Origin of the sequence: Pseudoclavibacter chungangensis (genome assembly GCF_013410545.1) — a bacterium.
GTDB classification, from domain to species: Bacteria; Actinomycetota; Actinomycetes; order Actinomycetales; family Microbacteriaceae; genus Pseudoclavibacter; species Pseudoclavibacter chungangensis.
Window position 1 is genome coordinate 1,959,138 of sequence record NZ_JACCFV010000001.1, and the last position, 12,636, is coordinate 1,971,773.

Consider the following 12,636-nt stretch of genomic DNA (forward strand, 5'->3'; position numbering starts at 1 on the left):
GGATCGTCCTTTCGGTGCGGATGGTCGTGCCGTTCGGGTGGAGCTTCGGAGCGTGCGCACTCACGGGTGCACCATCGTCCCGAAGCCCTCGTGGGTGAACAGTTCGAGCAGGATGGAGTGCGGCACGCGACCGTCGGTGATCGATGCCTGTTCGACGCCGCCCTCGACCGCCTCGATGCAGGCCTGCACCTTCGGGATCATGCCCGACTCGAGGCTCGGCAGCAGCTCGCGCAGTTCGGCCACCGAGATGTCCGAGACGAGGGAGTCGGTGTTCGGCCAATCGGCGTAGAGGCCGGCGACATCGGTGAGCATGACGAGCCGGGCGGCGCCCAGGGCCGCGGCGAGCGCCGCGGCCGCCCGGTCGGCGTTGATGTTGAGCGCGTGACGCGGGGCGTCGAGATCGGATGCGATCGTCGAGACGACGGGGATCCGTCCCGCCGCGATGTCGGCCTTCACGACCCGCGGGTCGACCGCCACGATCTCGCCGACGAGCCCCAGGTCGACGGGTCGCCCGTCGTTCCCGATCGTCTTGCGCCGGGCCTGGAAGAGCCCGGCGTCCTCGCCGCTCGACGCCGTCGCGATCGGTGCGACGTCGTTGATCGCGGCGACGAGCTCGCGCGCCACCTGTCCCCCGAGCACCATCCGGACGACCTCCATCGCCTCGGGCGTCGTGACGCGATACCCGCCACGGAACTCGCTGCGGATGTCGAGCCGGTCGAGCATGCGGGAGATGTGCGGGCCGCCGCCGTGCACCACGACGGGGCGGACACCCGCGTACCGGAGGAACGCGATGTCGCTCGCGAACGCTTCGAGGAGCGACGGGTCGACCATCGCGTTGCCGCCGAACTTGATGACGAGGATCTGCCCGTGATAGCGCTGCATCCACGGCAGCGCCTCGATGAGCGTCTCGACCTTGACCGTCGCCTGGGCGCGGTCGTCGTGCACCTGCTCGGGCGTCACGAGGCGTAGGCGCTGTTCTCGTGCACGTAGTCGTGCGTGAGGTCGTTCGTCAGGATCGTCGCGGTGTCGGTCCCGGCGTGCAGATCGATCTCGACGAGCGTGTCGCGGGGGGTCAGGTCGACGCGATCGGCGGGCTCGTGCGGCGTGCCCTCCTTGCAGACCATGACCCCGTTGATCGTGACGTCGAGCACGAGCGGATCGAACGTCGCGTCCGTCGTGCCCGCCGCCGCGAGCACCCGGCCCCAGTTCGGGTCGTTGCCGAAGATCGCCGCCTTGAAGAGGTTCGATCGGGCGACCGCTCGGGACACGTCCTCGGCGTCCTGTTCGCTCGCGGCGCCGACCGTCGTGATCGTCACGTCGTGGCTCGCGCCCTCGGCGTCCTGCTGCAGCTTGCGGCACAGCTCGGCGCACAGCTCCGTCAGCAGCTGCGTGAACTCCGCACCGGGAGTGACACCCGAGGCGCCCGAGGCGAGGAGCACGACCGTGTCGTTCGTCGACATGCAGCCGTCCGAGTCGAGCCGGTCGAACGTCGTGCGCGTCGCGGCGCGGAGGGCCGCATCGAGACCCGCGGACTCGAGGTCGGCGTCGGTCGTGATGACGACGAGCATCGTCGCGAGGCCCGGCGCGAGCATGCCCGCCCCCTTCGCCATGGCACCGATCGTGTACCCGGGACCCTCGCGCGTCGCGGTCTTCGCGACCGTGTCGGTCGTCATGATCGCCTCGGCCGCGCGGTCTCCCGCCGCCGCACCGTCCTCGAGGACGTCCGCCGCGAGGGCGACGCCGTCGAGCACATGGCGGCGGAACGTCTCGTCACCCACCCCGATGAGTCCCGTCGAGCACACGACGACGTCGCCCGCGGACACGCCGATCGCGTCGGCGACCGCCTCGGCCGTGTGGTGGGTCGTCGCGAAGCCGAACGCACCCGTGTAGCAGTTCGCCCCGCCCGAGTTGAGGACGACCGCGGAGACCGTGCCGTCGGCGAGCACCTGCTTCGACCAGATGACCGGGTTCGCGATGCACCTGTTGCTCGTGAAGACGGCCGCGGCGGCGGCCGACGGCCCGTCGTTGACGACGAGTGCGACATCGCGCTTGCCCGTCGATTTGAGGCCTGCCGTCACGCCCGCGGCGCGGAAGCCCTTCGGTGCGGTCACGCTCATGGTGCGACTCCGTCCAGTGGGAGGCCGAGGGACTCGTCGAGCCCCAGGGCGAGGTTTGCGGATTGGATGGCGGCGCCGGCCGTGCCCTTGCCGAGGTTGTCGATCGCACTGACGGCGACGAGGCGTCCCGCGCGCTCGTCGACGCCGACACCGATCGCGGCGCGGTTCGATCCGGTCACGTCGCCGGAACGCGGCCAGACGCCGGCCGGCAGGAGGTCGATGAAGCGCTCGTCGGCGTAGACCTCGTCGAACGCGGCGCGCACGTCCGCGAGCGAGACGCCCTCGCGCAGTCGCGCGCTCGTCGTCGCGAGGATACCGCGCGACATCGGCACGATCACGGGCGTGAACGTGAGGGCGACCTCGGTGCCGCCCGCACGACGCAGGTTCTGCCGGATCTCGGGATTGTGCCGGTGCCCGCCGTCGACGGCGTACGGGTTCGCCGAGCCGATGAGCTCCGACCCGAGCAGGTCGACCGAGGCCTTCTTGCCCGCACCCGACGGGCCGACGGCGAGGACGGCGGTCAGGTCGCGGGGCTCGACGAGTGCCCGCGTGATGGCGGGCGCGAGCGCGAAGGTCACGGCCGTGACGTTGCACCCGGGCACCGCGATGCGACGCACGCCGCCGAGCGCGGCACGCTGTCGTCCGCCGTCGGCGAGGGGCAGCTCGGGCATGCCGTAGGTCCACGAGCCGTAGTGGTCGCCACCGTAGTAGTCGGCCCAGTCCTGGGCGGATTCGAGCCGGTGGTCGGCCCCGCAGTCCACGAGGAGCGCGTCGCCACCGAGCTGTTCGGCGATGGCACCGGAGTGCCCGTGCGGGAGCGCGAGGAACACGATTTCGTGGCCGCGCAGTGAGTCCGCCGTCGTCGGCGCGAGCACGGTGTCGCCGTAGCTCGCGAGGTGCGGGTGCACGCGTCGGAGCGGCTCGCCGGCGTTCTGGTGGGCGGTGACGGTGCGCACCTCGAACTGCGGGTGCGCGGCGAGGAGCCGCAACAGCTCTCCCCCGGCATACCCGCTGGCACCTGCGACGGCGACGGAGTAGGACATGCACTCGATCCTACGGCGTCGTCGACGTGGCCCCGCGCCGTCCTCCCCGCGCCGTCGTCCGCGGAGCCGTCGGGATGCACGGGCGTCACACTCCCGGTCCGTGCGGGCGCGCGTGGCTAGGCTTGCACGGTACGGAAGGACGACCATGACCCGACTCACCGACTCGAGCGTCGGCCTCACCGACGCCGAGGTCGACGCGATCCGCGCGGACTTCCCCATCCTGGGCCAGTCGATCGAGGGCGAGCCGCTCGCGTATCTCGATTCGGGTGCGACCTCGCAGCGGCCCCGCCAGGTGCTCGACGCCGAGCGCGGGTTCCTCGAGCACGACTACGCGGCGGTGCACCGTGGCGCGCACACCCTCGCGGCCCGCTCGACGGAGGCGTACGAGGACGCCCGCGCGACCGTCGCGGGGTTCGTCGGTGCAGAGGCCGAACAGATCTCGTGGACACTCAATGCGACCGACGCGCTCAATCTCGTCGTGGGCGGTCTCGATCGCGCCTCCCACGGCTTCGGCGGACCCGAGGCGAAGCGTCTCGCGCTCGGCCCGGGCGACGAGATCCTCATCACCGAGGCCGAGCACCACGCGAACCTCGTTCCCTGGCAGCAGTTGGCCCGGTCCACGGGGGCCGAGTTGCGCTACGTGCCCGTGCGCGACGACGGGACGTGGACACTCGACGACGCCGCCGCCCGCATCGGCCCACGAACTCGCGTCGTCGCGTTCGCCCACGTCTCGAACGTCACGGGACTCGTCGCGCCCGTCGCCGAGCTCGTCGAGCTCGCGCGGGCGGTCGGCGCCGCCACGGTCCTCGACGCGTGTCAATCGGCGCCGCACCGACCACTCGACCTCCCCGCGCTCGGTGTCGACGCGGCGGCGTTCTCGGGGCACAAGATGCTGGGCCCCACCGGCATCGGCGTCCTCTACGGCCGCCCCGAGTTCCTCGATGCGCTCCCACCCGTGCGGACGGGCGGATCGATGATCACGACCGTCACGATGGAGGCGACCGAGTTCATGGCGCCGCCGCTGCGCTTCGAAGCGGGCACGCAGCCCGTGAGCCAGGCCGTCGCACTCGCCGAGGCCGTCCGGTACCTGCAGGCGGTGGGACTCGAGCGGATCGACGCACACGAGCGCGCGATCGGTGCGCGTCTCGTGCGCGGCCTCGAAGGCATCGACGGTGTTCGCGTCATCGGTCCGGCCGCGGACGTCCCACGGGCCGGTCTCGCGAGCTTCGCGGTCGACGGCGTCCACGCGCACGACGTGACCCAGTTCCTCGACGCCCGCGGCATCGCGGTGCGCGGCGGGCATCACTGTGCCCAACCGTTGCACCGGCGGCTCGGGCTCACCGCCTCGACGCGTGCGAGCAGCTACCTCTACACGACGTCGTCCGAGGTCGAGCGTCTGCTCGAGGCCGTCGCCGACGTGCGGAGCTACTTCGGGGTCGCGTCGTGAGCGATCCGCTCGCGTCGCTGTACCAGGAGGTCATCCTCGACCACTCGAGGCGGCGGGCGGGCGAGGGCGAATTGCCCGACGCGGACGCCGCCCACTTCGAGCGCAACCCGACGTGCGGCGACGAACTGACGATGCGCGTCCGGCTCGACGCGACCGGCGAGCGCGTCAAGGCGCTCGCCTGGCAGGGCGACGGGTGCAGCATCTCCATGGCGTCCGCCTCGGTGCTCTCGGAGCTCGCCGTCGGGCGCACCGTCGAGGAGGTCGACGAGCTCGTCTCGACGTTCCGCGAGCTCCTCCGGCGTCGGGAGCCGAGCGAGGCGGACGAGGAGTTGCTCGAGGACGCGATCGCGTTCCGCGGCGTCGCGAAGTTCGTCATGCGCGTGAAGTGCGCGATGCTCGCCTGGGTCGCCCTCGAGGCGGCCGTCGCCGAGGCGCGCGTCAGCCGCGACTGAGCCGGCCAGAACGAACTGTCGAGCGCGACGACGTCGGCGTCGTGTCGTCGTCGGTGCCGACGCGAACGAGGTGGGCCCGGGTGATCCGATCGGATCGCCCGGGCCCACCTCGTTCGCGTCGTGCCGGGTCGCGTCAGGCGCGGATGCGTGCCCCGAAGCGCTCGCCGGCGAGCGCCGCGCCCGCCTCCTTCGCCGCCGTCGCCTCCGCCGCGGTGAGCGTGCGGTCGTCGGCCCGGAAGCGCAGCGCGAACGTGAGCGACTTCTCGTCGTCCTCGAGCCCGCGCCCGCGGTAGTCGTCGACGAGGTGCACGTGCTCGAGCAGCTCGCCGGCCCCCTCGACGACCGCGGCCCGGACGTCGCCGGCCGGGACGTCCGCCGCGACGACGAGCGAGAGGTCCTGCGTCGCCGCGGGGAACCCGACGATCGTCGCGGCGACGACGTCCCGCCTGCCGAGCTCGATCACGGCGCTCAGGTCGAGGTCGACCGCACCGACGACGCGCGGCAGATCGTGCGCCTCGGCGACGTCCGGGTGCAGCTCGCCCGCGTAGCCGACGACGTGCGACGTCCCCTCGGCGTCGACGACGACGAGTTCGGCGCAGCGGCCGGGGTGGAACGCGTGATGCGTCGCCTGTCGGACACCGATCTCGCACGCGGTCGCGAGGCCCACACGCCGGACGAGCTCGATCGCGTCCTGCCAGCCGTAGTCCGCGGCCGCCAGGTGCGGCGACTTCTCGGTGCGCTCCCCCACGAGGACCGCGCCCAGGCCGCGCGGCTGCGAGGGCAGCCCGTCGGCGAGCGCCTGCAGCTCCGCGTCGAGCGGCCGACCGCTCGTGTCGGGCAGCTCGGCGACACCGAGCTCCTGCCCCTCGCCTGGCCGGAAGAGCGTGCCGATCTCGAAGATCGCGAGGTCCGTGAGACCGCGGGAACGATTGCGGTGGGCGACGCCGAGGAGGCCCGGGAGCATGCTCGTCCGGAGCCAGGCGGTCGTCGCATCGAGCGCGTTCGCGAGCTTGACGGCGGGCGTCGTGCCGTCGTCGGGACGGCCGAAGCGATCGTTGTCCGCGACCGTCGTGAACGGATAGCTCAGCACCTCCGTCGCCCCCCACGCCGCGAGCACGTCGGCCGTCTGGCGGCGGAGCCGCTGCTCGCGCGTGAGGCCGCGCCCGGGAGGCGCGACGGGGAGGACGGAGGGGATGCGCTCGAAGTCGCAGAGTCGGCCGACCTCCTCGACGAGCGCCACCTGGTTCACGAGATCGGGACGCCAGCTCGGCGGCGTGACACCGAGTACGCCCGGTGCCTCCTCCCACACCTCGCAGCCGACGGCCGTGAGCGCGCCGACGATCTCGTCGTCCGCGTACTCGACGCCCATGATCCGCTCGGGTGCGTCCACGGGGAGCGTGAGCGCCTCGGGCGTCGGGAAGCGGGTGAAGAGGGATCCCGACGGCTGCAGCTCGCCGCCAGCGAGCAGCACCATGAGCTCCGCCACGCGCGCTCCGGCGACCTGCGCGACGCGCGGGTCGACGCCGCGCTCGAAACGTCGCGACGCCTCGCTCGGCAGCTTGTGCCGCCGCGCCGTGCGGGCGATCGAGATGGGCGAGAACCCGGCGGCCTCGATGTAGACGTCGGTCGTCTCGGGGCCGAGTTCGGTCTCGGCCCCGCCCATGACGCCCGCCAGACCGATCGCGCCGCGGTCGTCCGTGATGACGAGGTCCTCGGTGCTCAGGTCACGGACCTTGCCGTCGAGGGTCTCGAGTCGCTCGCCCGCCTCGGCCCGCCGCACACCGATGCCTCCGCGCAGTCGCGAGAGGTCGTAGCCGTGGATCGGCTGCCCGAGTTCGAGCATGACGTAGTTCGTGATGTCGATGAGCAGGCCGAGGGGTCGGATGCCCGCGAGCGTGAGTCGCGCGCGCATCCACGGCGGGGTCGGTAGGGTCGGGTCGACACCCGTGACGACCGTCCCGGAGAACACGGTCACGGCGTCCTGATCACGGACGCTCGTGTCCTCCGTGACCGTGACCGGCACGCGGACCGCTCCGGGATCGGTCGCGAGCGCATCGTGGGCGATGGCCTCGAGTTCCGGCCGCACGGCGGGATCGTGGAACGTCGCGCCCGTCGCGTGCGAGTACTCGCGGCCGAGGCCGCGGATCGACATCGCGTAGCCGCGGTCGGGCGTCACGTTGACCTCGATCGCCTGCTCGTCGAGACCGAGGAGCGCCTTCGCATCGCTGCCCACCTCGGGGTCGAGGCCGAGGGTCGCGAGCACGAGGATGCCGTCGTGCTCGTCACCGAGCCCGAGTTCGCGCACCGAGGCGATCATGCCGTCGGACACGTGCCCGTACGTCTTCCGCGCGGCGATCGCGAAACCACCCGGCAGCACGGCGCCCGGCAGCGTCACGACGACCTTGTCGCCGACCTCGAAGTTGTGCGCCCCGCAGACGATGCCACGGACGTCGGCACCGCCGTCGGCCGTCTCCTCCCCCTCGGGGGCGACGCGGACGAGGCACCAGTTGATGGTCTTCCCGTTCGACTGCGGCTCGGGCGTGCGCTCGAGCACCTCACCGACGACCACGGGGCCGGTCACGTCGAAGCCGTGCACCGCCTCGTCCTCGAGCCCGACGCGCACGAACGCGTCGAGCACGTGCTTCGGCTTCACCTGGACGGGGAGGTCGACGACCTCACGCAACCAACCGATCGGTGCGCGCACCTAGATCACCATCCCGAACTGCTCGCTGAAGCGGATATCGCCCTCGACCATGTCGCGCATGTCGCTCAGCTCGTTGCGGAACATGAGCGTGCGCTCCGTCCCCATGCCGAAGGCGAACCCCTGGTACTCGTCGGGGTCGACACCCGCGGCGCGGAGGACGTTGGGGTGCACCATGCCGCAGCCACCCCACTCGATCCAGCGCGGGCCGCCCTTCGCGCCGGGGTGCCAGATGTCCATCTCGGCGCTCGGCTCGGTGAAGGGGAAGTAGTTGTTGCGGAGGCGGATGCGCGCCTCGTCGCCGAACATCGCTCGCGCGAAGTGCTCGAGCGTGCCGCGCAGGTGGGCCATCGTGAGGCCGCGGTCGATCGCGAGCCCCTCGAACTGCATGAAGACGGGCGTGTGCGTCGCGTCGAGCTCGTCCGTCCGGAACGTGCGCCCGGGGCACAGCACGTACAGGGGGACGCCGCGCTCGAGGAGCGACCGGACCTGCACGGGCGAGGTGTGCGTCCGCATGACGAGGTGCCGGTCGACGGGCTCGACGAAGAACGTGTCCTGCATCGCCCGAGCCGGGTGGTCCGCGTCGAAGTTGAGCGCGTCGAAGTTGAACCACTCGTTCTCGAGTTCGGGGCCGTCGGCGATCTCCCACCCCATGCCGACGAAGATGTCGCTCACGCGGTCCTGCAGCGCGGTGAGTGGGTGGCGTGCACCGAGCGGGTCGCGCGAGCCGGCCGTCGTGACGTCGACCGTCTCCTCCGCGAGGCGACGCTCGGCCTCCGCACGGGCGAGTTCTTCCTCGCGGGCGGCGTACGCGGTGTTGAGCCGACCGCGCGCCTGGCCGACGAGCTTCCCCGACGCCTTCTTCTCGTCGTTCGGAAGATGACGCAGGGCGGCATTGAGCCCCGCGAGCGGGGAGCCGTCGGCGAGGTGGGCGCCGCGGACGACCTTCAGCGCGGCCGAGTCGGCCGCCGTCGCGATCGCTTCGAGTCCGGCCTCGACCGCCGCATCCACCGCGTCGGGCGTGATCGGGTTCGAGCTGTTCGGGGATTCAGACACGGCGTCCGAGTCTAGTCGTTCCGGGCATCCGGTCGCCGTTCGAACGCACGGGCCTCGGCGCCGAACCGCTCGAGTGTTACGTGTCGAACCGCTCGGGCGTCGCCTACTGCACAGCGCGCGCGAGCCGCAAGTGGCGGATTGTCACATATTTGGGTTGCCGGTAACCATCATGTTGCAAAGTTCGAAGAACTTCCGCATGGAGGGCTCGTTCATGCTGAAATCACTGCATGGCAAATCAGAGCGAACCTCTCGTCGTGGTCGACCACGTCGAGAAGCACTACGGCGACTTCCACGCGCTCAAGGACGTCAACCTCACCGTCGAGAGGGGCCAGGTCGTCGTCGTCATCGGTCCATCGGGCTCGGGCAAGTCGACCCTGTGCCGGACGATCAACCGGCTCGAGACGATCACCTCGGGCGAGATCCGGATCGACGGCAAGGTTCTTCCCGCCGAGGGCAAGGCACTGGCGAATCTCCGCGCCGAGGTCGGCATGGTGTTCCAGTCCTTCAACCTCTTCGCGCACAAGACGATCCTCGAGAACGTGACGCTCGGGCCCATCAAGGTTCGTGGCGTCTCGAAGGCCGAGGCCGAGGCCGAGGCGCGCAAGCTCCTCGATCGCGTCGGTGTCGGCCACCAGGCGAACAAGCTGCCGGCCCAGTTGAGCGGTGGCCAGCAGCAGCGCGTCGCGATCGCCCGGGCGCTCGCGATGAGGCCCAAGGTCATGCTGTTCGACGAACCGACGAGCGCCCTCGACCCCGAGATGATCAACGAGGTGCTCGACGTCATGGTCGAACTCGCACGCGAGGGAATGACCATGGTGGTCGTGACGCACGAGATGGGCTTCGCGCGGAAGGCCGCCGACCGCGTGGTCTTCATGGCCGACGGGCAGATCCTCGAGGACGAGACACCGGAGGAGTTCTTCACCAACCCCAGGACCGACCGATCGAAGGACTTCCTCTCGAAGCTCATCACGCACTGACCCAATTCCACCCGGCCATCGCTTTCTCCACCGACGGAGACGGGCCGACGACGCGCCGGAGCGGGGACGACATCGCCGTCCTTCCTCCTCGGCACCCACACTCGGATCGTTCACGCGACTACGTGATCGATCCATCGACCACCGTTTGAATGCAAGAAGGAGCATCCATGCGCAAGCGCACGGTAACCACCGCACTCGGAGCCGGGCTCATCGCCCTGCTCGGCCTCGTCGGTTGTGCCTCGGGCACACCCGGGCAGGAGGGAGGCGAGGTCAGCGAGGCCCCCGTCGCCACCGACGTCGCCCTCGAGGGTTCGCCCACCTACGACCGCATGAAGGCGGCCGACAAGATCGTCATCGGCGTCAAGGAGGACCAGCCCGGTCTCGGCTACCTCGACGCGGTGTCCGGCAAACGCACCGGTTTCGACATCGACATCGCCCGCTGGATGGCGGCCGAGCTCGGCTTCGGCGAGGACAAGATCGAGTTCAAGGCGATCCCCTCGGCGAACCGCGAGACCGCGATCGTGAACGGCGACATCGACCTCTACGTCGGCACCTATTCGATCACCGACAAGCGCAAGGCGCAGATCGACTTCGCCGGGCCGTACTTCCTCACCGGGCAGGGCCTGCTCGTCAAGAGCGACTCGACGATCACCGGCGTCGACGACCTCAACGAGTCGACGAACGTCTGCTCGGCGACCGGCTCGACGCCGATCCAGAACATCCGCGACAACTACCCTGGCGTCCCTGTGACCGAGTTCGACACGTACTCGCAGTGCGTCGAGGCGCTCCTCAACGGACAGGTGCAGGCCGTCACGACCGACCAGGCGATCCTGCTCGGTTACGCCGCCCAGGACCCCGACAACCTCAAGGTCGTCGGCGAGCCGTTCAGCGAGGAGAAGTACGGCATCGGCCTGCCCAAGGGTGACGACGTGCTCCGCAACTACCTCAACGACGCCCTCGAGAACGGCAACGCGAAGTGGCAGGAGATCTACGACGCGAACCTCGGTTCGACGGGTGTGAAGGTCGAGCAGCCGGCGGTCGACCGCTACTGATCCGTCCGAACGCCAACTGATCGATCCGGGGGCGGCGGTGCGACCCGCGCCGCCGCCCCCGGTCCTCTGACCGGCCCACGCCGGTCGACCAAGAAAGGAGGGCGAGGGTGTTCGAGATCATCACGAACCACCTCGGCCTGTGGGGTGACGCACTCGTCGGCACGCTGATCCTGTTCATCGGTGGCGGCCTGCTCGCCCTCGTGCTCGGCTTCATCGTCGGCGCCATGCGCGTCTCCCCCGTGCCCATCGCCCGCGCCGTCGGTACGGCCTACGTCAACCTCATCCGGAACACCCCGCTCACGCTCGTGTTCTTCGTGTTCGCCTTCGTCGTGCCGCTCGTCTTCCCCATCGGGCAGACGGACTACATCGTCCTGGGCGTCTTCGCGCTCGGCATCTACACGGCCACCTACGTCGCCGAGGTGCTCCGAAGTGGCATCAACACCGTCCCCGTCGGCCAGGCCGAGGCGGCACGCGCGATCGGCCTGCCGTTCACGCAGGTCATGGGGCTCATCGTCCTGCCCCAGGCGGCCCGCGCCGTCATCCCGCCCATGATGAGCGTGTTCATCGCGCTCCTCAAGAACACGACCGTCGCGGCAGGCTTCTCGGTGCTCAACCTCGGCTCGATCCGCGCGAACATGAGCGAGCTGGGCGAGAACGCGATGCTCGTGCTCATCTGGGTCGCGATCGTGTTCGTCGCGCTCGTCATGCTGCTGTCCTGGGGCCAGACGGCCCTCGAGCGTCGCTGGAAGGTGGCACGATGACCACGTCCGTCCTCTACGACGTCCCCGGCCCGAAGGCCATCGCCAGGAACAAGCTCCTCGGCGCGCTGACGGTCGTCGTGATCGTCGCCCTCATCGGCTTCATCATCTACCGGCTGTTCGTGACGGGACAGTTCACGGCGCAGAAGTGGGAGATCTTCGCGTACGCCATCGTGTGGCAGCAGATCCTCGCCGCGCTCTGGGCGACGCTGAGCGCCTTCCTCGTCGCGGCGGTCGGCGCGCTCATCCTCGGACTCGTGCTCGCGATCGCCCGCCTCAGCGACCACGCGTGGGTCGCGGTTCCGGCTCGCGTCGTCATCGAGATCCTGCGCGCGATCCCCGTCCTCGTGTTCATGATGCTGCTCTACTACGGCGTCAACTCGTTCCGCGATGCGACGGGCTTCAGCATGTCGCCGTTCTGGTCGGTCGTCATCGCGCTCATCCTCTACAACGGCTCGGTGCTCGCCGAGGTGCTCCGTGCGGGCGTCGAGGCGCTCCCGCGTGGGCAGTCGGAGGCGGCGTACGCGATCGGGCTCCGCAAGAGCGGTGTCATGTCGAACATCCTCATGCCACAGGCGATCCGCTCGATGCTGCCCGTCATCATCGCGCAGCTCGTCGTGACACTGAAGGACACGGCGCTCGGGTCGATCATCACGTACAACGAGTTGCTCTACCTCGCGAAGTTCCTCGGCGGGCAGGGGCAGCTCGGGCGGCCGATCGTCCCGATGACCATCGTCGTCGGCGCGATCTACATCATCACGTGCATCCTGCTGTCGTGGGTCGCAACGGTCGTCCAGAACCGCATCTCGGCCTCCCCGAAGGTCGCGGGCGGCGCCGCCGCGGTGGGCAACGCCGGCGGCGTGACCGACACCCAGCTCATCGGCGTGCAGCAGTCGGACGTCCTCGAACTCGAGGAGGCGGAACGCGCGTCCGCGCTCTCGGTCGAGGAATCCGCCGGCGAGCGGGCGCGCGAGGGTGACGACGGCGACGGACCGGGGGCCGGTCCCACGCTCGGCAAGGCCTGAGCGCAACC

11 protein-coding genes are annotated in these 12,636 nt (G+C 70.3%); 6 read left to right on the plus strand and 5 right to left on the minus strand.

Features of this window, described 5'->3' with window-relative positions; genetic code table 11:
• Positions 1–60: 60 nt before the first annotated feature.
• From argB to argC, 3 genes are read right to left on the minus strand one after another with little or no spacing between them, the layout of a single operon-like run.
• On the minus strand, positions 61–960 hold the full coding sequence (argB, locus tag HNR16_RS08780; protein ID WP_225737973.1) for an acetylglutamate kinase: 900 nt from the start codon (positions 958–960) through the stop codon (positions 61–63).
• Entirely contained in the window at positions 957–2,117 is a 1,161-nt protein-coding gene (gene argJ / locus HNR16_RS08785) for a bifunctional glutamate N-acetyltransferase/amino-acid acetyltransferase ArgJ (protein ID WP_158041881.1), read from the minus strand. Before argJ ends, argB begins: the two co-directional genes overlap by 4 nt.
• Positions 2,114–3,160, minus strand: a complete 1,047-nt coding sequence (gene argC, locus HNR16_RS08790) for an N-acetyl-gamma-glutamyl-phosphate reductase (RefSeq protein WP_158041880.1) — start codon at positions 3,158–3,160, stop codon at positions 2,114–2,116. The genes argJ and argC overlap by 4 nt, the downstream gene beginning before the upstream one ends.
• A 145-nt stretch (positions 3,161–3,305) precedes the next feature.
• Here argC and HNR16_RS08795 point away from each other — a divergent pair, with 145 nt between their 5' ends.
• The gene (locus HNR16_RS08795) at positions 3,306–4,607 is read left to right on the plus strand and encodes an aminotransferase class V-fold PLP-dependent enzyme (protein WP_158041879.1); all 1,302 of its coding nucleotides are present in this window, start codon (positions 3,306–3,308) and stop codon (positions 4,605–4,607) included.
• Positions 4,604–5,059: a Fe-S cluster assembly sulfur transfer protein SufU gene (sufU, locus tag HNR16_RS08800; RefSeq protein ID WP_158041878.1), complete on the plus strand. Its 456-nt coding sequence runs from the start codon at positions 4,604–4,606 to the stop codon at positions 5,057–5,059. Before HNR16_RS08795 ends, sufU begins: the two co-directional genes overlap by 4 nt.
• A gap of 133 nt (positions 5,060–5,192) precedes the next feature.
• Here sufU and pheT read toward each other — a convergent pair whose 3' ends face one another.
• The gene (gene pheT / locus HNR16_RS08805) at positions 5,193–7,763 is read right to left on the minus strand and encodes a phenylalanine--tRNA ligase subunit beta (protein ID WP_158041877.1); all 2,571 of its coding nucleotides are present in this window, start codon (positions 7,761–7,763) and stop codon (positions 5,193–5,195) included.
• Entirely contained in the window at positions 7,764–8,816 is a 1,053-nt protein-coding gene (gene pheS, locus HNR16_RS08810; protein WP_158041876.1) for a phenylalanine--tRNA ligase subunit alpha, read from the minus strand.
• A 227-nt stretch (positions 8,817–9,043) separates the two neighbouring features.
• Here pheS and HNR16_RS08815 point away from each other — a divergent pair, with 227 nt between their 5' ends.
• From HNR16_RS08815 to HNR16_RS08830, 4 genes are all read left to right on the plus strand, one after another.
• On the plus strand, positions 9,044–9,793 hold the full coding sequence (locus tag HNR16_RS08815; protein WP_158041875.1) for an amino acid ABC transporter ATP-binding protein: 750 nt from the start codon (positions 9,044–9,046) through the stop codon (positions 9,791–9,793).
• Between the two features lie 167 nt (positions 9,794–9,960).
• Positions 9,961–10,845, plus strand: a complete 885-nt coding sequence (locus tag HNR16_RS08820; RefSeq protein WP_158041874.1) for a glutamate ABC transporter substrate-binding protein — start codon at positions 9,961–9,963, stop codon at positions 10,843–10,845.
• Positions 10,846–10,952: 107 nt separating this feature from the next.
• Complete coding sequence (locus HNR16_RS08825) at positions 10,953–11,606, plus strand: amino acid ABC transporter permease (RefSeq protein ID WP_158041873.1); 654 nt, start codon at positions 10,953–10,955, stop codon at positions 11,604–11,606.
• Positions 11,603–12,628: an amino acid ABC transporter permease gene (locus HNR16_RS08830; RefSeq protein WP_158041872.1), complete on the plus strand. Its 1,026-nt coding sequence runs from the start codon at positions 11,603–11,605 to the stop codon at positions 12,626–12,628. Before HNR16_RS08825 ends, HNR16_RS08830 begins: the two co-directional genes overlap by 4 nt.
• Positions 12,629–12,636: the final 8 nt, after the last annotated feature.

Coding starts and splice junctions, on each gene's coding strand:
- argJ (WP_158041881.1), bottom strand. CDS start 2,117: ATGAGCGTGACCGCACCGAAGGGCTTCCGCGCCGCGGGCGTGACGGCA.
- argC (WP_158041880.1), bottom strand. CDS start 3,160: ATGTCCTACTCCGTCGCCGTCGCAGGTGCCAGCGGGTATGCCGGGGGA.
- HNR16_RS08795 (WP_158041879.1), top strand. CDS start 3,306: ATGACCCGACTCACCGACTCGAGCGTCGGCCTCACCGACGCCGAGGTC.
- HNR16_RS08815 (WP_158041875.1), top strand. CDS start 9,044: ATGGCAAATCAGAGCGAACCTCTCGTCGTGGTCGACCACGTCGAGAAG.
- HNR16_RS08820 (WP_158041874.1), top strand. CDS start 9,961: ATGCGCAAGCGCACGGTAACCACCGCACTCGGAGCCGGGCTCATCGCC.
- HNR16_RS08830 (WP_158041872.1), top strand. CDS start 11,603: ATGACCACGTCCGTCCTCTACGACGTCCCCGGCCCGAAGGCCATCGCC.